This window comes from Pseudomonas sp. TE3-3-F2023 (assembly GCF_036784815.1).
GTDB classification, from domain to species: domain Bacteria; phylum Pseudomonadota; class Gammaproteobacteria; order Pseudomonadales; family Pseudomonadaceae; genus Aquipseudomonas; species Aquipseudomonas pudica.
Map to the genome: position 1 here is coordinate 2,502,277 of NZ_CP145113.1, position 19,070 is coordinate 2,521,346.

Consider the following 19,070-nt stretch of genomic DNA (forward strand, 5'->3'; position numbering starts at 1 on the left):
ACAGGGTTCATTTGGCCATTACGGCCTTGAACAGCTCCGAAGCCAACCACCCCTCCAGCCAGCTCCGCACTCGCGGATAAGCCGCCTCGGCGAACCACTGCGGTTCGACCCCGGCAAACTGGCGCATCAGGGGCAGCAATGCGGCATCGGCAATGCTCGGGTGCGTGGCCAGCAAGTAGGGCCTGCCCGCCAGCAGGCCTTCGAGCTCCGCCAGCCAGGCCTCGGCCTGCTGGCGGTAATGCTCGCGGGTATGATCGGGGTAGCGCTCGGCATACTTGTACAGGTTTACCTGCCCCTTGAACGTGCTGTCGTTGCGCGCAATCAGTGTTTCAGCCTGCTGCGCCGCCGCAGGGTCGCCCTGCAGTCGCCAGTCCTGTGGGTCGTTTTGCGCCAGCGCCCAGCGCATGATGTCCAGGCTTTCTTCGAGCACTCCGGCACCGGTATCCAGTACCGGCACCGTGCCCTTGGGTGACAAGGCCAGCAGTTGCGCCGGCTTGTTCTTCATCGCCACCTCGCGAATCTCCACCTCGCACCCCGCATAGCGCAGGGCCAGGCGCGCGCGCATGGCCCAGGGGCAGCGGCGGAACGAGTAGAGGATCACCCGCACACCTCCACGTCACTCAGGCCATTGCCTTGGCGGCGCACCTGGATCTGCACCGGGATGCGTTCGTGCATTTCCTGCACGTGGGAAATAACCGCCACCTTGCGGCCCTGAGCTTGCAAACCGTCGAGGGCGTCCATGGCCAGTTGCAGCGACTCGGGGTCGAGGCTGCCGAAGCCTTCGTCGATGAACAGCGATTCGATACGCAGCGTGCTGGAGGCCATCGAGGCCAGGCCCAGGGCCAGGGCCAGCGACACCAGGAAGGTTTCCCCGCCAGACAGCGAGTGCACCGAACGCAGTTCGTCACCCATCTCGGTGTCCAGCACCAGCAGGCCGAGGGCGCTGCCGCCGCGCTTGAGGCGGTAGCGGCGGGCCAGCTGGCGCAACTGGGCGTTGGCGTGGTGCAGCAGCAGGTCGAGGTTGTAGCCCTGGGCGATCTTGCGGAACACATCGCCCGAGGCCGAACCGATCAGGGCGTTCAGGCGAGCCCAGCGTTGCCACTGCTGATGGGCCTGCTCGATTTCCGCCGCCAGCGCCTGGTGCGCCTGTTGGCGACGCTGGTCATCGGCCTGCTGTGCACGCAGTTCGGCGCATTGCTGCTCGTGGCCGGCCAAGCGTTCGCGCAGCTCGGCCAGGGCCTGTTCCAACGCGTCGGCAGAGGTGTCCACGGTCATTTGCGCAGCATGTTGCTGCAGGCGTTGTTCACGTTCCTGCAGCAGCACGCGGCCCTGTTCGATGGTTTTTTCCGCCCCTTGCAGGCGCTGGCGCAGTTCATTGACTTGCGTGTCATCCATGCTCAGCAGGCGATTCAGGCCGGCGTCGTCCAGTTCCGGGTGTTCTGCGCGCCACTGGGCGATCTGGCCCTGCAACTGCTGGCACTCGGCATCCAGCGCCTGCTGCTGCTGGGTGTTGGCCTTGAGTTCGCTGGCCAGTTGCACGCCTTGGGTGCGCAGGTCCTGCAGGCGCTGGGCAGTGTCGGCGTCGAGGGCGCGGGCCTGCTCCAGCGTGGCGTCCATGTGCTGTTGCCAGGCTTCGGCGCTGTCGTGCTCGCCCAGCAGTTCGCCGAGCGAAGCCTGGGCCTGTTGGCGCTGTTCGTCGAGGGCGGCAAGTGTGTGCTGCAACTGCTGCAGGGTCTGAATGCGAGCCTGTTGCTGGTCACGCAGTTTGTCCAGCTGGGCCTGGCGGGCTTGCTGTTCTTCCTGTTCGTCCTTGCGCTGCTCGAGTTGCTGCAGGCGTTGGGCAATCTGCTGGTCCAGAGCGAGGAAGGCATTGGCCGGGTCGTCGTTCAAGGCCTTGAGGGCCTCTTCGGGCAACACCCCGGCCAGGTCGTCAAGGCCTTGCTGCAACTGCTGCTCGTCGCTGGCCAGGGCCTGGTGCTGTTGCTCCAGGTGACGCTGGGCTTGCTGTTGCGCCTGTTGGGCAGCCTGCAGTTGCTGGTTGAGACGGGCTGCATCTTTTTGCAGGGCGAGCAGGGCGCTCTGGCGTTTCTCATCCTGGCCGATTTCTTCGTCCAGGCGTCGCAGCTGGCTGTCGAGCCAGGCACTGCGGGCCTTGTCGTCCTGCGGGGCCAGGGCCGGCCACAGGCTGTGTGCCTGCACCTGGGCTACCAGCGGTTGCAGCTGTTCGCCCAGTTGCTGCTGTTGCTGCTGGAAGTCCTTGAGCTGGGCGTTGACCACGCCCAGCTGAGTGCGCAGCTCAACCAGCTTGCTGTTGAGGGTTTCGACCTGCTTCTGCGCGGCATCTTCCTCGGCCTGGTCATGGCGACCCAGGCTTTGCAGCAGCGCTTCTGGCTGGTGAAACGGGTGCTCGGCGCTGCCACACACCGGGCAGGGTTCGCCATCGCGCAACTGGCCGCGCAACTCTTCGACGCTGGTATTGCGTGCCAGGCGCTGGCGTTCCAGCAACTGGCGGGTGAGGTTGAGCGCTTGCTCGGCGGCCTCCAGCTCGGCCTTGGCGGCGGTGCCTTCGGTAATCAGTTGCTGGCGCTGCTGCATGGCCTGCTGCTGACGCACGCGCACGGCCTCCAGCTGCTGGCGCAGTTCCAGTTCGCGGCCATGCAGGCGTGACAGCTCTTCCACGGCGCGCTGCTGCTTGCGGTTGTCCTGCAGCATGCCACCCAGCAGGTCGATCTGTTCTGCCAGGGCCTGGGGTTCGGCCTTGGCTTCGCGGAACAGCAGTTCGAAGGCATCGCGCTCGGCCTGCAAGTGCGCATTGGCCTGGCTGGCCTGGGCCTGCAGGCCGGGCAATTCTTCGCGGCCCTTGGCCAGGCGGCCACCGATCAGCATCACTTGCTTAAGCTGCGGCAGGTAGGCGTGCCAGGAATTGGCCAGGCCCGCCAGGTGCTGGCTGTCGGCGAGCGCGGTATCGATCTGCGCCAGTTGCTGCAGGCTGCGCTGCTGGTTGTCTTCCAGCTGCTGCAGGTGCTGTTGGCCTTCGGCGACCTGCTGCTCGGCCTGCTGGCCGGCACTGCGCTGTGCTGCCAGCTCCTGGTCCAGGCGGGCCAGGTTGTCCTGGGCGGCAAAGGCCTGGCGCAGGCGAGGGGTGTTTTCGCTGTGTTGGGCCAGGCTATCGGCAAGTGCCTGGCGCGCGGCGTCCAGCGCCTGTTCGAGTTCGCTGGTGCGTACCTGCAGCTCGGCTTGCTGCTGCTGTTGCTCGGCGATCTTCGCTGCCACCGGCGCCAGTTGCGCGGTCAGTGTCTGCTGGCGGTGGAACTGGTGACGCTGCGGGGCCAGGCGCTCCAGGCGCACAAGGTCCAGGCGCTGGTCAGCCAGTTGTTGCCAGTCCTGTTCGGCGGCCTGCAGCGCGGTGCCGGCTTCGGTGTGCTGGGCCTGCAGCTGGCGGTGCTCGTTCAGCCAGTTGCGTTGCTGTTCCAGCTGGCGCTCGCCGGCCTGGTCAGCCTTGAACTGCTGTTGCGCCTGCTCCAGGCGCTGGTCGAGCTCGGCGCGTGCTTCGGCGGCCATCGGCAGCAGGTGGCTGGCACGGTCCTTCAGGGCGTTGTGGGCCTCGCCGGCTTCGCGTGCCTTGCTGAAGGCGCGCTGGCCCAGGCGGGTGTAGATGGCGGTGTTGGTAAGCTTTTCCAGCAGCTCGCTGCGTTCTTTGTCGTCGGCCTTGAGGAAGGCGCCGAATTCGCTCTGGGCCAGCATCACCGCGCGGGTGAACTGTTCGAAGTTCAGGCCCAGGCGGGCTTCGACCAGTTGTTTGTATTCGTTCTTGCCGCTGCCCAGTACCTGCTCGCTGTCCAGGTCGTAGAAGCTCTGGCGGCTGTGCTGCAGCTTGCCGTTTGCCTTGTCGCGGGCGCGGTTGGCTTCCCAGCGGGCGCGGTAGCGGCGGCCATCGATGCCGACGAAATCGACTTCGGCAAAGCCACTGCCGGTGCCGCGGCGCAGCAGGTTGCGCGGGTCGGAGGTAGGGATTTCACCGTCGGCGTCGGGCACCTTGGCTTCGCGGCCAATGTCGTTCAGCCGTGGCACGGTGCCGAACAACGCCAGGCAAAGGGCGTCGAGCAGGGTACTCTTGCCCGCCCCGGTAGGCCCGGTGATGGCGAACAGGCCGGCGCTGGCCAGCGGCTCGGCGGTGAAATCGATATCGACCGGGCCAGCCAGAGATGCCAGGTTCTTCAGGCGGATGGCGAGAATCTTCATGGCTGTTCCTCTTCCTGCTGCACGTCCTGCAACAGCAGGGCGAAGTCGGCCAGCGCCTGTTCGTCGGCGGGGTTGCCATAGGCCTGCTCCCAGGCACGGCTGAACAGGTCCTGCGGGGTCATCTGGGCCAGTTCGACAAAGGCCAGGTCATCGTCTTCGGTATTGTTGCGGCCGGCGTATTCGGCGCTGATGCGGATCAAGCGCACGGCCTTGCCTTGCAGTGCGGTTTCGATCTGCTGGCGCAGGTCGGGTTGCGGCTCGTCCAGTATCACCCGCACCTCCAGCCAGGGCTGGCGATTGGGGTCTTCGAGCAGGTCGACCACTGGCAGATCGGCCAGCTGTTCCAGCAGTTCGCCCAGTGGTGCCGGGCCGACCCGTTGCAGGGCTACGGCGCGCGGTACCGGGCGCGGTTCGACGCTGACCAGGCCGGTGCCGTCCAGCTCCACTTCCAGCACCTGGTGCGGGTAGTTGATTTCGGCGAACGACAGCGGGATCGGCGAGCCGCTGTAGCGGATGCGTTCTTCGCGGTTGACCTTCTGCGGCTTGTGCAGGTGGCCCAGGGCGACGTAACTGATGGCCTTGTCGAACAGCTTGGCCGGCAGCGCCTCGGCGTTGCCGATGATCAGGCTGCGCTCGGAGTCCTCCGACACCGCACCACCGGCCATGTGCGCGTGGCTGATGGCGATCAGCGCCTGGTCCTTCTTGCGCTTTTTTTGCGCGGCGGCGATCAGTTGCTGGTGCACCTGGGTGATGCCTTGCAGGTAGTCGTCGCCCAATTGCGGGCCGGTCACCTCGGCCGGGCGCAGGAAGGGCAGGGCCAGGCACCAGGCAGCGACCTTGCCACGGCCGTTGGTCAACGGAATCAGCAGGCGCTCGGCGTCCAGCTGGCCCTCGTCCAGCCAGTGCACACGGCCCAGGGCATGGGTGCGCAGGCGGCGCATCAGCGCCGCGGGCAGCTCGATGCGCGAGCCGGAGTCGTGGTTGCCGGCGATCATCACGATGTCCAGCTTCGGCTGTTGCTCGTGGGCCTGGACAATGAAGTCGTAGAGACGTTCCTGGGCTTTGACCGGCGGGTTGACCGTGTCGAAGATATCGCCGGCGATCAGCAGCGCATCCGGCTGGCGCAGGCGCAGCTGGCCGAGCAGCCAGTCGAGGAAGCAGGCGTGTTCGAAGTCGCGTTCCTGGCCGTGCAGGCTTTGGCCCAGGTGCCAGTCGGAGGTATGAAACAGACGCATGGATGACCTGTTGGTGTCGAGTCGAGCAAGCGGGGAAAGGGCGGTATGGTAACCCAAGCATGGGGCTAACAGGTGCTCGCCTGAAGATGTATGGCGCTCGATCTCTCAGGCGCTGAAAGTGTGTCAGCGAACGCCTGACAGCCTTGATGCGATCACGCTTTCTGCAGTAGCGGCCTTGTGTCGCCAAAGGGCGTTGGGTTGCAGGTGCAGAAATATCTTACGGTGGCACCGGCTGCGCCGGTGTTCGCGGGTGAACCCGCTCCCACAGGTACTGCGCATTGTGGGAGCGGGTTTACCCGCGAAGATGCCCGCAAAGGCAGCACATCACTTGGGATAGAGCGGCGGCAGGCTGCCATTCTCGCCGGTCGGCAGCAACACCTGCTCAGCCGGCGGTATCGTCCCAATCGCCCGCCACAAATCCTCACCCTGCCAATACTGGCCACTCTCGCTGTACAGCGCCCCGTTCAACCCATCCAGTGCATCCGACAACGGCACGAACCGCGCCGCCATCTCGGCCAGGGTTTCCGGCTGCTGGCGGGCCCAGGCGTCCAGCGCCTGGCGGGTTGCCTGTGGGTCGTTGGCCTGGCAAGCGCGCTTGAGGTCGTCCAGCAAGGTACGCGGGCTCGGCCCGGCCTGCGCGGCGCGCAGCACCGCTGGCTGCGAGCGGGCCCGCCACCACAGGGCAAAGCCCAGCACGGTGGTGAGGGCGAACACCAGGGTGGCCAGCTGCCAGGGCCACAGCAAGCCGCTGGCACTGCTGTTATCGCCCGCCGGGGTGTCGGCACTCAGCGCCGGGTTGTCCTGCACGTTCAGCGTGCGCGCCGGCAGGCTACTGTGCTCCAGGTGGTCTTCGCGGGTGTTCCACCAGGTCACTTCCAGCGCCGGCAGCGCCAGCGCACCGCTGTGGGTCGGTACCAGGGCTTCGCGCTCTTCGCGGTTGGCGGTCATGCCGCGGTCGCTGATTTCGTTGCGCAGCAACGGCTGGTCGGGATAGCGGCGCAGGCCGGTGATTTCGGTGGCTGGCAGCGGTGGCAGCTGGGTGCTGGACAAGCCTTCGGCACGCAAGGTGATGTTGCGGGTCAGCGAGTCGCCAATCTGCACCTGCTGGTTGCCAGGGTCGGGGTTCCAGTGCTCTTCCAGGGTCAAGCTACGGGCCGGTAGCCATGGCACGCCAGCAGGCCAGGCCGCCGGAATCGGCCTTACGGCCAGGCGCAATGGCAGCGAGCTGACCTGCACCTGGTGGCCGGCCCGGGCCGTGCCGTTGGTTTGTGTGGCCTCGTCCGGGCTGGCGGCGGCGGTGGCGGTGAAAGTCAGCGGCGGGATGTCGAGGGTGCCGCTTTGCTGGGCATACACGGCATAGCGGGTTTCGATCACGCCGTGGCGGACGCCGTTGATTTCCTTTTCATACGTGCGCGATTCACCCAGCGGTTCGACTTTGGCGTTTTCCAGCTGCAGCGGGCTCAGGCTGCTGTCGTCGTACAGTGCCACCGAATGGTAGATGCGCAGGGTGAGTACGGCCTGGGCCTGGACGTAGACCTCGCTGCTGTCGAGCGTGGCTTCGATGAACACCTGCGAGGCACTGTCCTGACGGCTGGCATCGGCCTGCAACACTTGCAGTTCGATGGCCTGGCTGTGCGACTGACCCAGTTGCAGTTCGGGGATGCGCAGGCTGCCGCTGCGCCGCGGCAGCAGGGTGATGATCCAGCGGGTGCTGGCGCGGGTTTCGCCGTCGAGGCTGTGCAGGCTGTTCAACTGGCGCGTGCCGCGCACCTCGAAGTCACCCTCCAGCGCGCGCAGGTCGGGCTTGCCGAACTGGGTGACGTCCTGGCTTTCCAGGGTCAGCTCCAGGCTTTCGCCGGCTTCCAGGCGGGTGCGGTCGACGCTGGCCCGCAGCAGCGGTTCGGCCTGGGCCAGCACGGCCCACAGCAGACTGAGGAGAAAGACGCCGAAGCGACTCATCATGGGGTTTCCTGATGCAATTGCTGTTCATACCAGAATTTGCGCCGCAGCAGCTCCGCCGGATTATCGGGGATCTCCCGCAGCCATTGTTCCAGGGCCTGGCGCTGTTCGGCATCGAGGCTGGTCGATACCGGGCGCTGCGGCGGCTGGATGACGCTGTCATCCGCGCCCGCCTGGTTGCCGGGCGCTGCCTGGCTGTTGCTGGTGCCTTCGCCGGGCTGTTCGGCGCTGGCTTGTTCGTCGTTGCCGGGCGTGCCCTGGGCGGGGCTGCTGGCCGAGCTGCTGTTGCCTTCGGTTTCGCTGCCGGGCGTGCCTTGGGCATCGCCGCTGGCCGGTTGTTCCTCGGCCTTGGCCTCGCGCTGTTGCAACAGTTGTTGCACGAGAGCCTGGTTGTCCAGCGCCGGTTGCAGGTCGGGCTGGCGTTCCAGGGCTTGTTCGTAGGCGTCCAGGGCAGCTTCCAGCTCACCGCTGCGGGCCAGGGCATTGCCTCGATTGTAGTGGGCGGCGGCGGTGTCGCCTTGGGAAAAGGCTTCGGCGGCGCCGGCATAGTCGCCCGCCTGGTACAGGGCCATGCCGCGCCATTGCGGGTCCTGGAACTGGCGTGCAGCGCTTGCCGGGCGGTTCTGCTCCAGCAGGCGCTGGCCTTGCTGGTCGGGGCGCAGCCACAGGTCGTTGAACTCGAAGGCCTGGCTGGGCTGGGGCAGGGCCAGCAGCAGCGGCAGGCAGAATAGCCAGCCGCGTCGGCCGGCACAGGCGGCCAGCAGCAACAGCGGTAGCAGCAGCCAGTAACCCTGATCGGCCCAGCTGTCCAGTTGCAGGGTCTGGCCGTCATTGCGGCCGGTGCGCGGGTTGTCGAACAGGCCCAGGCCACGCAGGTCGAGGTCGTCGATGCGGGCATGCCGGTAGCGCCCGCCTGTACCGCTGATGAAGCCCTTGAGGCTGGCGCTGTCCAGGCGTGGCACCAGGATACCGCCCTGGTCGTCCTTGAGATATTCGCCATTGACCTGACGCACCGGTGCGCCTTCGCGGCTGCCGATGCCCAGCATCAGCAGGCTCGGGCCCTGGCGGCCGAGGGCCTGGGCGATGCCTTGGCGCTCCGGGGCGCTGAGCGACGAGCCGATCAGCAGCAGCCGGCCCTGGCCCAGGCCACTCTGGGCCAGCAGGGCCAGGCCTTTTTGCACGGCCAGGTCGGCGCGCTGGCCGGGTTTGGGCATGATCGACGGGTCGATCGCCTCAAGCAGGTTGCGGCTGGTGGCCAGGTCGTCGGACAGCGGCACCAGGGTGTGCGCGGAGCCGGCATAGACCACCAGCGCGGTCTGGCTGTCGCGGCGGTGCTCCAACAGGTCGAGGATTTTGCGCCTTGCTTGCTCCAGACGGTTGGGCGGGCTGTCTTCGGCGAGCATCTGCGGGGTCAGTTCCAGCAGGATCACCAGCGGGTCGGCCGGGCGCTGGCGGCTTTCTTCCACGCGCTGCCAACTGGGCCCGAGCAGGGCCAGGACCACCAGAGCCCAGGCCAGGCCCAGCGCTACCCACGGCAGCTTGCTGGTGCTGCCGCTGCCACCGCCGAGCAGGACGCCATGGAACGCCGGTGGCAGAATCATCTGCCAGCGCCCGGCGCGCTTGCGCCGGTGCCACAGTTTGTACAGCAGCCAGCCGAGCAGGGGCACGGCCAGCAGCCAGAGCGGGCGCAACCATTCGGGCCACAGTTCGATCATCGCCGCCTCCTCAGGCGCAGGCGCTTCAGGCGCTGGCGCCATTCCGGGTGCGGTTGCAGGAAGCGCGGCTTGCGCAGCAGGCGGTGCAACAGGTTGTCGGGCCATTGCACGGCCAGCACCAGCAGCACGCTCAGCAGCAAGGCCAGGGCCAGGGGCCAGGCATACAAGGCCTTGGCCGTGCGCGCCTGGGTGGGTTGCTGGGCCACCGGCTCGAGCTGGTCGAGGGTGTCGCCGATGGCGTCCAGTTCGGCGCCGTCATGGGCGCGGAAGTAGGTACCGTGGGTGATGTCGGCAATTTCCTTGAGCGAGGCTTCGTCCAGATCCAGGCTCGGGTTCAGGCCGAGCAGGCCAGGGGTGCCACTGGCTTCGGGGTTGGCGCCGATGCCGATGGTGTAGATGCGCACGCCTTCCTGGGCGGCCAGGCGGGCGGCGGTCAGCGGGTGGATCTGCCCGCCGTTGTTGGCGCCGTCGGTGATCAGCACCAGTACCCGGCTTTGTGCCGGGCGTTGGCGCAGGCGCTTGACCGCCAGGCCAATGGCGTCGCCGATGGCGGTGTTCTTGCCGGCGATGCCGATCTGCGCTTCGTCGAGGAAGGTGCGCACGGTGCGCCGGTCAAAGGTGAGCGGGGCCTGCAGGTAGGCCTGGCTGCCGAACAGGATCAGGCCCACGCGGTCGCCCTCGCGGTCCTGCAGAAAGTCGCCGAGCAGCGCCTTGACCAGGTCGAGGCGGCTGATCTCTTCGTTCTGCCACTGCATGTCGGGGAAGTCCATCGACCCTGACACATCCACCGCCACCAGCAGGTCGCGGCCGCTGGCAGCCACTGGTACCGGCTCGCCCAACCATTGCGGGCGGGCGGCGGCGCACAGCAGCAACAGCCAGATGACGACAAAGGGTGCCTGCTGGCGCCAGGTCGGCAGGTTGAGCCGCGCGCGGCGCCCGGCCAGGCCTTCCAGTTCGTCGAGGAAGCCCACCTTGAGCACCGGTTCGCCGCTGTCGGCGGCCGGCAGCACCAGGCGCGCCAGCCACGGCAGCGGCAACAGGGCGAAGACCCACGGCCAGGCCAGTTCAAACATGCTTGCGAATCCAGGTTTCGACGGCCTGGCTGAGCCCGGCGATGGCTTTGTCGTCAAGCTTGCACTCGGGCTTGTAGGCGCCTTCTACCAGTACCATCCAGCGGGTCAGGCCGGCGGCCGGGCAGCGGTTGTCGAGAAACGCCAGCCACTGGCGGCCGTTGAGGGTATGGCTGTTGGCGCCTGGGTAATGGTTGCGGCACAGGCGTTTGAGCAGGGCGTTGATCTGTTGCAGCCAGGCTCCGGCCGGGGCGCCGTCGTAGGGGCGCGACAGGCGGGCCAGTTCGGCCAGCGCTTCCACGCGTACCGGGTCCAAAGGTTGTTCGGCACGCACGATGCGGCGTTTGCCCGGGCGCCAGCGGCGCACCCGCCACAGGCCCCAGGCCAGCAGCGGCAGCACAGCCACCAGTAGCCACCAGCCGGGTGCCGGCGGCCACAGGCCGATCGGTGCGGGGGCGATCAGCGGCTGCAGTTGGTCAAGCGGGTTCATCGGCCGCTGCTCTTCATGACGCGCTCCGTGGCCGCTGGGCGTTCAGGTATTCGCGTAGCTGTTCGATCATTTCGCTCTGGGTGCTCAGGGGCATCAGCAGCACGCGCAGCTTTTGCGCCATCAGCTCCCAGCGCTCGATGCGCGCTTCGGCCTGCTGGCGGTAGGCCTGGCGCAGGTTGCTGTCCAGGGTGTCGAGCTCAAGCTGCGCGCTGCGCTGGGCAAAGCGCAGCAGGCCGGCGGCGGGCAGGGCGTGGTCGAGCGGGTCGGACACCGGCATCAGCAGCAGGTCGCAATGGCGCGAGAGCATGGCCAGGTGCTGTTCCACCTGGGCAGTGAGCGAGCGCTCATCGCAGATGACGATGGCCAGGCTGCCGGGGCGCAGCACTTCGCGGGCGCGGCGCAGGGCCAGGCCGAGGCTGTCGGCACCGGGCGTGGCCTCGGTGTGCAGCGCCTGGTTGACCTTGGCCAGGCGGTTGAGCAGTTGCAGCAAGCTCTGCTTGCTGCGCCGGGGCTTGATTTCGTGGTGCTCGTTGTCGCCGAACACCAAACCGCCAATGCGGTCGTTGTGGCCCAGCGCGGCCCAGCCGAACAGCGCGGCGGCCTGGGCGGCCAGCACCGACTTGAATATCAGCCCAGAGCCGAAGAACAGCCGCTGGCTCTGCTCGACGAGGATGAAGATGGGCCGTTCGCGCTCCTCGTGGAACAGCTTGGTGTGCGGCTCCTGGGTACGCGCGGTGACCCGCCAGTCGATGTTGCGCACATCGTCACCGGCCTGGTACACGCGCACCTGGTCGAAGTCCACGCCCCGCCCGCGCAATTTGGAGTGGTGCAGCCCCACCAGCGGGCTGCGCTGGCCGGGCCGGGAAAACAGCTGGATTTCGCGCACGCGGTGGCGCATGTCGATCAGCTCGGCAAGGCCGATGCGGATGCCGGGCTCGGCCAGCGATGCGGTGGGCATGGGCTCAGGCAACGGCGACGACGTCGAGGATGCGCTGGACCACGCGGTCCTGGTCGATCCCCGCCGCCTCGGCCTCGAACGAGAGGATGATGCGGTGGCGCAGTACGTCGAACAGTACCGCCTGGATGTCTTCGGGGCTGACGAAGTCGCGCCCGGCCAGCCAGGCGTGCGCGCGCGCGCAGCGGTCCAGCGATATGGAGCCACGCGGGCTGGCGCCGTAGGCGATCCAGTCGGCCAGTTCGGCGTCGAACTTGGCCGGAGTGCGGGTGGCCATCACCAGTTGCACCAGGTACTCCTCCACCGCGTCGGCCATGTACAGGCCGAGGATTTCCTTGCGGGCGGCGAAGATCGACTGCTGGCTGACCCGGCGCTCGGGCTTGGTCTCGCCGCCCAGGGCTTCACCACGAGCCTGCAGCAGGATGCGCCGCTCCACCGCAGCGTCGGGGAAGCCGATTTTCACGTGCATCAGGAAGCGGTCGAGCTGGGCCTCGGGCAGTGGGTAGGTGCCTTCCTGCTCGATCGGGTTCTGCGTTGCCATCACCAGGAACAGCGGCGACAGGTCATAGGTACTGCGGCCCACGCTGACCTGGCGTTCGGCCATGGCTTCGAGCAGTGCGGACTGCACCTTGGCCGGGGCGCGGTTGATTTCGTCGGCCAGCACCAGGTTGTGGAAGATCGGCCCCTGCTGGAACACGAAGCTGCCGGTTTCCGGGCGGTAGATTTCGGTGCCGGTGATGTCGGCCGGGAGCAGGTCGGGGGTGAACTGAATGCGGTGGAACTGTGCCTCGATGCCTTCGGCAAGCTCTTTGATGGCTTTGGTCTTGGCCAGGCCCGGCGCGCCTTCGACCAGCATGTGGCCGTCGGCCAGGAGCACGATCAACAGCCGCTCGACCAGTTTTTCCTGGCCTAGGATCTGGGAAGAAAGAAAGGTGCGCAGCGCGATCAGCGCTTCACGGTGTTCCATCGGTGACGGTTCCTGGTATGGGGCCGCAGGCGGCTGGAAGCAGCTGCCCTGGCAAGGGGTGATACTTTAATCCATCCGGGGGGGTGGCGACCAATGGCGGTAGGGAAATTTATCCTTGCCGGGGCCATGCAGGTGCGGAAATATCCTGCATATGGCTGGCCATTGGCTGATGTTCCGCAGCGGCGTGTTGGCGCTTGCTTGTGCTTTTTGTACAAGCAGGAGGCACCACGATGGACCTGAACAGCTGTAGCACCGCACACATCACGCCAGTCACTCTGCGTTTTGGTGTGTTCTTCGATGGCACCGGTAACAACCTGAACAATGTGATGCCGGTGGATGCACCGGGGGGTAAAGGAGGCAGTTATGCCAATGCCTTGAGCAACGTGGCCCTGTTGTATGCGCTGTACCCGGCGCAGGGGGCCGGCGCTGACGGGGCCACGGCGTTCCTCAAGCGCTATGTCGAAGGCGTGGGCACCCTGGCGGGCGAGGAGGATCATGTCTATGCCTTCTTCACCGGGTGTGGGTGCAGGGGGGCCGAGACCCGGGTCAACGAGGCCCTGGAGGGAATTGCCGGGCAACTGCGGGAGTGGGGCCAGGCGAATCCGCAGGCAAGACTCGAGCGGGTCGAGTTCGACTTGTTCGGTTTCAGCCGAGGGGCAGCTGCTGTGCGGCATCTGGCCAACCTGCTGCATGATGGCGGCGGCAGCCTGTTGGCTGTGCCCTGTGGCATCGTGATCAACTTCATCGGCCTGTTCGACACGGTGGCGGCGATCATCGCGCCGCTGCAGGGCGACTTCGACCCCGCCGACGACCGCCATGGTGACTTGCGCCTGGGCCTGGGCGCGGGCATTGCTCGGCAAATGGTGCAGCTGGTGGCGGAGGACGAGCAGCGACACAACTTCCCGCTGGTGCGCAGCGACCATGACATCGTGCTTCCGGGCGTGCACTCGAACATTGGCGGTGGTTACCCGGATACCACTCAAGAGCAGGTGCTGCTGTGCAAACCGCAGTCACAGCGGGTACCAGTGGGCATGCGCGCCGAGCAGACTCGCGTGCATGCCACCGTCAGTGCCTTGCTGGCGTCGGCGTTCGGCGAACTGGGGGCGCCCAGGCCGCAGGTGCTCGCCTGGGAGGAACCGATCGCCGGTGGCCGGCCGAGCGAGGCGCAAAAGCAGGTATATGCGGCGGTGTACCGCGAGCGGGAAGTGGCGGGACAGCTCTCCCGGGTATACCTGAGCATCATGCGGGAGCTGGCAGTGCGGGCGGGTGTGCCGTTTGCGCCGTTGGGCGGGCAGGCTGAGCATCGGTTGCCGGAGGAGTTGCTGGGCATCAGCCGCAAGTTGCACGGGTTTGCCTTGGGTGAGTGTGAACAGCATGGGTTGACCGAGGATGAACTGCGTTTGTTGCGTGACAGGTATGTGCATACATCGGCGAACTGGAATGCGTTGAAGGGGTTGCGTAACAGTGTGTTGGATGTGCTGTTCGTCGATCGGCCGGCGGCGGGAGGGCGGGTGATACACGCCAACCCGGTTGGGTGATTGGCCTGGATGGATAGAAGGGCGTGATGGCTGGCGGGTTTTCGCCGTTGCGTTTTCAGCGCCTGTCCGAATCAGCGCCGCGCGGGCGGCGCTCGATCTGACAGGCGCTACAAATATTGTGGCAAACACCCGCCAGCCATCATGCCAGCTCCTCCAGCAGGCCCTTCAGGTAGGCGCTACCGTGCCCGTCCAGCGGCTGCAGGGGCAGGCGTGGAGCGCCGACATCCTGGCCGAGCAGCTTCAAACCGGCCTTGATGGTGGTGGGCAGGCCGCGGCGGGTGATGTACTCCAACAGTTCGTACTGGCGGTAGAACAGCGCGCGAGCTTCAGCCAGGTCGCCTTGCTGCACCGCGTCCCACAGTGCCAGGTTCAGCGCCGGGATCAGGTTGGGCGCGGCAGTGCACCAGCCGGTGGCGCCGGCCACCAGGGCTTCCAGGGTGAGCGGGTTGCAACCGTTGTAGAAGGCCACCTGGCCATCGGTGGCCTTGAACAGGCGGTGCATGCGCTGTATGTCGCCGGTGCTTTCCTTGACCATGGTCACATTGGGCACTTCGCCGAGAATGCGCAGGATCAGCTCCACAGACAGGTCGGTGCCGCTGGTGCCCGGGTTGTTGTAGAGCATGATCGGAATGTCGATGGCCGCGCCCACGGCCTTGTAGTGGGCGACCACTTCGGCTTCGGTGAGCTTCCAGTAGGAGACGGGCAGCACCATCACCGCCGTGGCGCCGCAGGCCTGTGCCAGGCGAGCGCGCTGCACGGTGCGTGCGGTGGTCAGGTCGGAGACGCTGACCACGCTGGGCACGCGACCGGCAATGCGTGCCAGGCTGAAGCGCACCACCGTTTCCCATTCGCTGTCGGACAGGTAGGCGCCTTCGCCGGTGCTGCCCAGCGGTGCGATGGCGTGCACGCCGTTGGCGATCAGCCGGTCGATGGACAGGCCCAGGGCATCCAGGTCGAGTGTGCCGTCTGCCGTGAAGGGAGTGATGGTGTAGCCGATAACGCCGCGAATTACAGGTGTAGACATAACCAGGCACCTCTGCCGTTGTTGGGGAAAGAGTACAACTTCAGTCAGCCCAGGCAGTCGCCATGGGCACGCAAGGCACGGCGCGCGTAGTAGCTGAAGGCGGCGCCATGACGTTTGGGGGTGGAGATCCAGTCGTGAGCCTCCTTGCCCAGGGCATCCGGGATGGGGCGGATGTCACCGGCACCCATGGCCAGCAGCTGCATCTTGGCCGCGCGCTCGAACAGCAGGGCGAGCACGCAGGCTTCCTCGATCGAGCGGCCGGCGATCAGCAGGCCATGGTGGGAAAGCAGGATCGCGCGCTTGTCGCCGATCGCCCTGGAAATGATTTCACCTTCTTCGTTGCCCACCGGTACGCCGGGCCATTCCTTGAGGAACGCGCAGTCGTCGAACAGTGGGCACAGGTCCATGTGCGAGATGGCCAGCGGCACTTCCAGCATCGACAGGGCGGCGCTGTGCAGCGGGTGGGTGTGGATGATGCAGTTGACGTCGGGGCGTGCGCGGTACAGCCAGCTGTGGAAGCGGTTGGCCGGGTTGGCCATGCCGCTGCCTTGCAGCACGGTGAGGTCTTCGTCGACCACCAGCAGGTTGGAAGCGGCGATCTCGTCGAAACCCAGGCCGAGTTGTTGCGTGTAGTAGGTGCCAGGCTGCTCGGCGCGGGCGGTGATCTGCCCGGCCAGGCCGGAGTCGTGGCCGCCATCGAACAGGATGCGGCAGGTGAGGGCGAGCTTTTGTCGAGGGGTGTAGGTGTTGTCGGTCAGCGCCGTCAGCATTTGCTGCTGGGCGAGTTTGACCAGCTGGTCCTTGGGTGTCTGCATGGTGGTCGTCATGGGCGGTACCTGCATGGAGAGGGGCGATGGATTGCTGATCGGCGAGGGCGCCGTCAGGACACAATTGCGATATTAATGACACAAAGTGTCATATGCAAGCGATGTGTCATCTCCGATATCAGTTCAGGCAATGTGGCCCAGTGCAAACCGTTATGGCCCGCATACGTAACTGGTATTACTTGCTCCGGCTGCACGCTGTTTAGCATCGACCGGGTCTTAACCGCGACGAGAACAACAACGTGAACCTCGCAACCCTAACCAGTCGAAGTGCCAGATACTGGCCGGAACGTTTGGCGGTGATCGACCGCCATACCCGGCTTACCTTTGCCCAGCTTGAACAGCGGACCAATCAGTTGGCCTCGGCCTTGTTGGCCCATGGCATCGCCACCGGCGAACATGTCGCGATCCTGGCTCCCAACCGGGTCGAGCTGGTGGAGGCGGAGGTGGCTTTCTACAAGGCCGGCCTGGTCAAGGTCCCGGTCAATGCACGCCTGGCGCTGGATGAAGTGATCCAAGTACTGAACGACGCCTGCAGCGTCGCGCTGATCGCCGACCCACAAGCTGCCGAGGCCTTGCTGGCGCGCAGGCAGGAGGTGCCTGCGCTGCGCCTGATCGTTACCCTCGGCGAGCAGGGCGGTGACATCGGCTACGCCGCACTGCTGGCCCAGGGCAGCAGCCAGCCAGTCAGTTGCGACCTGCCTGACGAAGCACTGGCCGTGTTGCACTACACCTCGGGCAGTTCCGGTGTGCTCAAGGCAGCAATGCTCAGTGTGGGCAACCGCAAGGCGCTGATCCGCAAGAGCATCGCCAGCCCCACGCGGCGTGCCGGCCCAGGCGACATCATGGCCCATGTCGGCCCCATCACCCATGCCAGCGGCATGCAGCTGATGCCGCTGCTGGCGGTGGGCGCCTGCAACCTGTTGCTGGATCGCTACGATGACCAGTTGCTGCTCGAGACCATCCAGCGCGAGGGCGTGACCCGGTTGTTCCTGGTACCGGCCATGATCAACCGTCTGGTCAATTTCCCCGGGGTCGAGCGCTATGACCTGAGCAGCCTGCGCCTGGTGATGTATGGCGCAGCGCCAATGGCGCCAGCGCTCGTCAAGCGGGCCATCGAAGTGTTCGGGCCGATATTGGCCCAGGGCTACGGTGCTGGCGAAACCTGCTCGCTGGTGACGGTGCTGACCGAGCAGGACCACCTGTGCGAAGACGGCGACTACCGCCGGCTGGCCTCGTGCGGACGATGCTACTTCGAGACCGACCTGCGTGTAGTGAACGACGATTTTAGCGACGTCCAGCCAGGCGAGGTGGGCGAGATCGTGGTCAAGGGCCCGGACATCATGCAGGGCTACTGGCGCGCACCGCACCTTACCGCCGAGGTTATGCGTGACGGCTACTACCTCACCGGCGACCTGGCCACAGTGGACCAGCAGGGCTACGTGTTCATCGTCGACCGCAAGAAGGAAATGATCATTTCCGGCGGCTTCAACATCTACCCCAGCGAAGTCGAGCAGGTGCTCTACAGCCTGCCGCAAGTGTTCGAGGCCGCCGTGGTGGGCGTGCCCGACGAGCAGTGGGGCGAAGCGGTGCGTGCAGTGATCGTGCTCAAGCCTGGCATGCAGCTGCAGGAACACGAGGTGATCGAACATTGTGCCCAGGCCCTTGCCGGGTTCAAGAAACCGCGCGGGGTGGACTTCGTCAGCGAGCTGCCGAAGAACCCCAACGGCAAGGTGGTGCGCCGCCTGATTCGAGACGCCTACTGGCAAAACAGCGAACGCCGCATTTGACCTGAGGAATTGCCATGTACCAGCCAAGTGAAAAGGCCAGACAGATCATCGAGGCCATCGGCGGCTTCGTTCGCAACGAGATACTGCCCCTGGAACAAAGCGCCGGCCTCAGCTGGGCCGAGCCCCACCCGCGTGAAGTGCTGCAGCAGGTGTGGCAGCGCTCGTGCGAGCAGGGCTTCTACAACATCATGCTGCCTGAAACGATCGGTGGTGCAGGATTGAGCGTGTCCGATTTATGTGCGGTGAAAGAGGCCACGGTGCTGACTGGCTCCATGCTGGCGCCGCATATTCTCGGCGAGCTTTCCGGGCCGCCGCGTGTTGGCCACCTGTTCAAGGTGGCCAGCCCAACCCAGGTCGAGGCATTCCTGCAGCCGGTGTGCCGGGCCGAAAAGGCCGTGTGCTTCGCGCTGACCGAAAGTGAAGCCGGGTCCGATGCCACGGCGATCAGGACTACCGCCCGGCGTGAAGGCGAGTACTACGTGCTGAGCGGGGCCAAGCGCTACATTTCCGGTGCACCTTATGCCGACATCGCGGTACTGCTCGCGGTCACTGGCCCCGGGCGCGGCGCCCAAGGCATCTCGGCATTCTTTGTCGAGCTGGATGCGCCGGGAGTGCGGGTAGAAAGCGATTACTCGGTCATGTCCGGCGGCGGCGCCCATGGCGACATCCTTCTCGATGAGGTACGGGTGCCGGTGGCCAACCGCATTGGCGAGGAAGGGCAGGGCTTCAAGCTGGCAATGGGCCGCATCACCCTCAATCGTCTGCTGCATTGTCCAACCATGCTGGGCCTGGCGGGGCTGGCGCTGAACCTGTCGATCGACTACGCCCGCACGCGCAAGCAGTTTGGCCAGCCGATCGCGATGTTCCAGTCGATCAATCACATGATCGCCGACATGGCCACCGAGCTGCATGCGGCACGCAGCATGGTCTATGCCACTGCCGCGCTGAATGACGCCGGTGGCGATATCCGTACCCAGGCGCCGATGTGCAAGCTGTTCGTATCGGAAACGGCCTTCCGTATCGCCGACCGTGCCGTGCAGATTCATGGGGGGGCCGGGCTGTTGCGGGGCAACCCGGTGGAGTGGATTTTCCGTGCGACCCGTATGATGCGCATTCTTACCGGAACCAGCGAAATCCAGCGCAACACCATTGCCAAGGGCGTGCTCATGCCCGAGCAGTGAAACTGCACACCCGGCCTCGATTGGCCGGGCTCTCCCACAAGAACAATAAGAGAGATCGACATGACTCATACTGACTCCCC

The 19,070-nt window shown here is 66.0% G+C and carries 14 protein-coding genes; 3 read left to right on the forward strand and 11 right to left on the reverse strand.

Annotated elements, in window-relative coordinates; translation table 11 throughout:
• Nucleotides 1–7 precede the first annotated feature (7 nt).
• The 9 genes from V3314_RS11425 to V3314_RS11465 form a co-directional block, all read right to left on the reverse strand.
• Entirely contained in the window at nt 8–601 is a 594-nt protein-coding gene (locus tag V3314_RS11425; RefSeq protein ID WP_338460230.1) for a glutathione S-transferase, read from the reverse strand.
• The gene (locus V3314_RS11430) at nt 598–4,242 is read right to left on the reverse strand and encodes an AAA family ATPase (protein ID WP_338460231.1); all 3,645 of its coding nucleotides are present in this window, start codon (nt 4,240–4,242) and stop codon (nt 598–600) included. Before V3314_RS11430 ends, V3314_RS11425 begins: the two co-directional genes overlap by 4 nt.
• On the reverse strand, nt 4,239–5,477 hold the full coding sequence (locus V3314_RS11435) for an exonuclease SbcCD subunit D C-terminal domain-containing protein (protein ID WP_108480198.1): 1,239 nt from the start codon (nt 5,475–5,477) through the stop codon (nt 4,239–4,241). Before V3314_RS11435 ends, V3314_RS11430 begins: the two co-directional genes overlap by 4 nt.
• Before the next feature lie 324 nt (nt 5,478–5,801).
• On the reverse strand, nt 5,802–7,436 hold the full coding sequence (locus tag V3314_RS11440) for a BatD family protein (RefSeq protein WP_196183219.1): 1,635 nt from the start codon (nt 7,434–7,436) through the stop codon (nt 5,802–5,804).
• Nucleotides 7,436–9,151 (reverse strand): tetratricopeptide repeat protein, encoded by a 1,716-nt coding sequence (locus V3314_RS11445; protein WP_085601493.1) that lies wholly within the window; start codon nt 9,149–9,151, stop codon nt 7,436–7,438. The genes V3314_RS11440 and V3314_RS11445 overlap by 1 nt, the downstream gene beginning before the upstream one ends.
• Nucleotides 9,148–10,224, reverse strand: coding sequence for a VWA domain-containing protein (locus tag V3314_RS11450; RefSeq protein ID WP_015269460.1), 1,077 nt, complete (start codon nt 10,222–10,224; stop codon nt 9,148–9,150). Before V3314_RS11450 ends, V3314_RS11445 begins: the two co-directional genes overlap by 4 nt.
• Complete coding sequence (locus V3314_RS11455; protein WP_338460233.1) at nt 10,217–10,711, reverse strand: DUF4381 domain-containing protein; 495 nt, start codon at nt 10,709–10,711, stop codon at nt 10,217–10,219. Before V3314_RS11455 ends, V3314_RS11450 begins: the two co-directional genes overlap by 8 nt.
• Nucleotides 10,712–10,724: 13 nt before the next feature.
• Nucleotides 10,725–11,669, reverse strand: coding sequence for a DUF58 domain-containing protein (locus tag V3314_RS11460; RefSeq protein ID WP_046616317.1), 945 nt, complete (start codon nt 11,667–11,669; stop codon nt 10,725–10,727).
• Nucleotides 11,670–11,673: 4 nt separating this feature from the next.
• Nucleotides 11,674–12,633: a MoxR family ATPase gene (locus V3314_RS11465; RefSeq protein ID WP_046616316.1), complete on the reverse strand. Its 960-nt coding sequence runs from the start codon at nt 12,631–12,633 to the stop codon at nt 11,674–11,676.
• A gap of 230 nt (nt 12,634–12,863) precedes the next feature.
• On the opposite strand from V3314_RS11465, the gene V3314_RS11470 reads away from it, so the two are divergent.
• Nucleotides 12,864–14,171: a DUF2235 domain-containing protein gene (locus V3314_RS11470; protein WP_338460234.1), complete on the forward strand. Its 1,308-nt coding sequence runs from the start codon at nt 12,864–12,866 to the stop codon at nt 14,169–14,171.
• A gap of 139 nt (nt 14,172–14,310) precedes the next feature.
• Here V3314_RS11470 and V3314_RS11475 read toward each other — a convergent pair whose 3' ends face one another.
• Together V3314_RS11475 and V3314_RS11480 are read right to left on the reverse strand one after the other, a co-directional pair.
• Entirely contained in the window at nt 14,311–15,195 is an 885-nt protein-coding gene (locus tag V3314_RS11475) for a dihydrodipicolinate synthase family protein (RefSeq protein WP_338460235.1), read from the reverse strand.
• A 44-nt stretch (nt 15,196–15,239) separates the two neighbouring features.
• A complete protein-coding gene (locus V3314_RS11480) occupies nt 15,240–16,022 on the reverse strand; it encodes an aldolase (protein ID WP_085601495.1) in 783 nt (260 codons plus the stop codon).
• 239 nt (nt 16,023–16,261) lie between these two features.
• Between V3314_RS11480 and V3314_RS11485 the strand changes: the two genes are divergently transcribed.
• Together V3314_RS11485 and V3314_RS11490 are read left to right on the forward strand one after the other, a co-directional pair.
• On the forward strand, nt 16,262–17,809 hold the full coding sequence (locus V3314_RS11485) for an AMP-binding protein (protein WP_085601496.1): 1,548 nt from the start codon (nt 16,262–16,264) through the stop codon (nt 17,807–17,809).
• Nucleotides 17,810–17,823: 14 nt separating this feature from the next.
• Entirely contained in the window at nt 17,824–18,990 is a 1,167-nt protein-coding gene (locus V3314_RS11490) for an acyl-CoA dehydrogenase family protein (protein ID WP_046616311.1), read from the forward strand.
• Nucleotides 18,991–19,070: the final 80 nt, after the last annotated feature.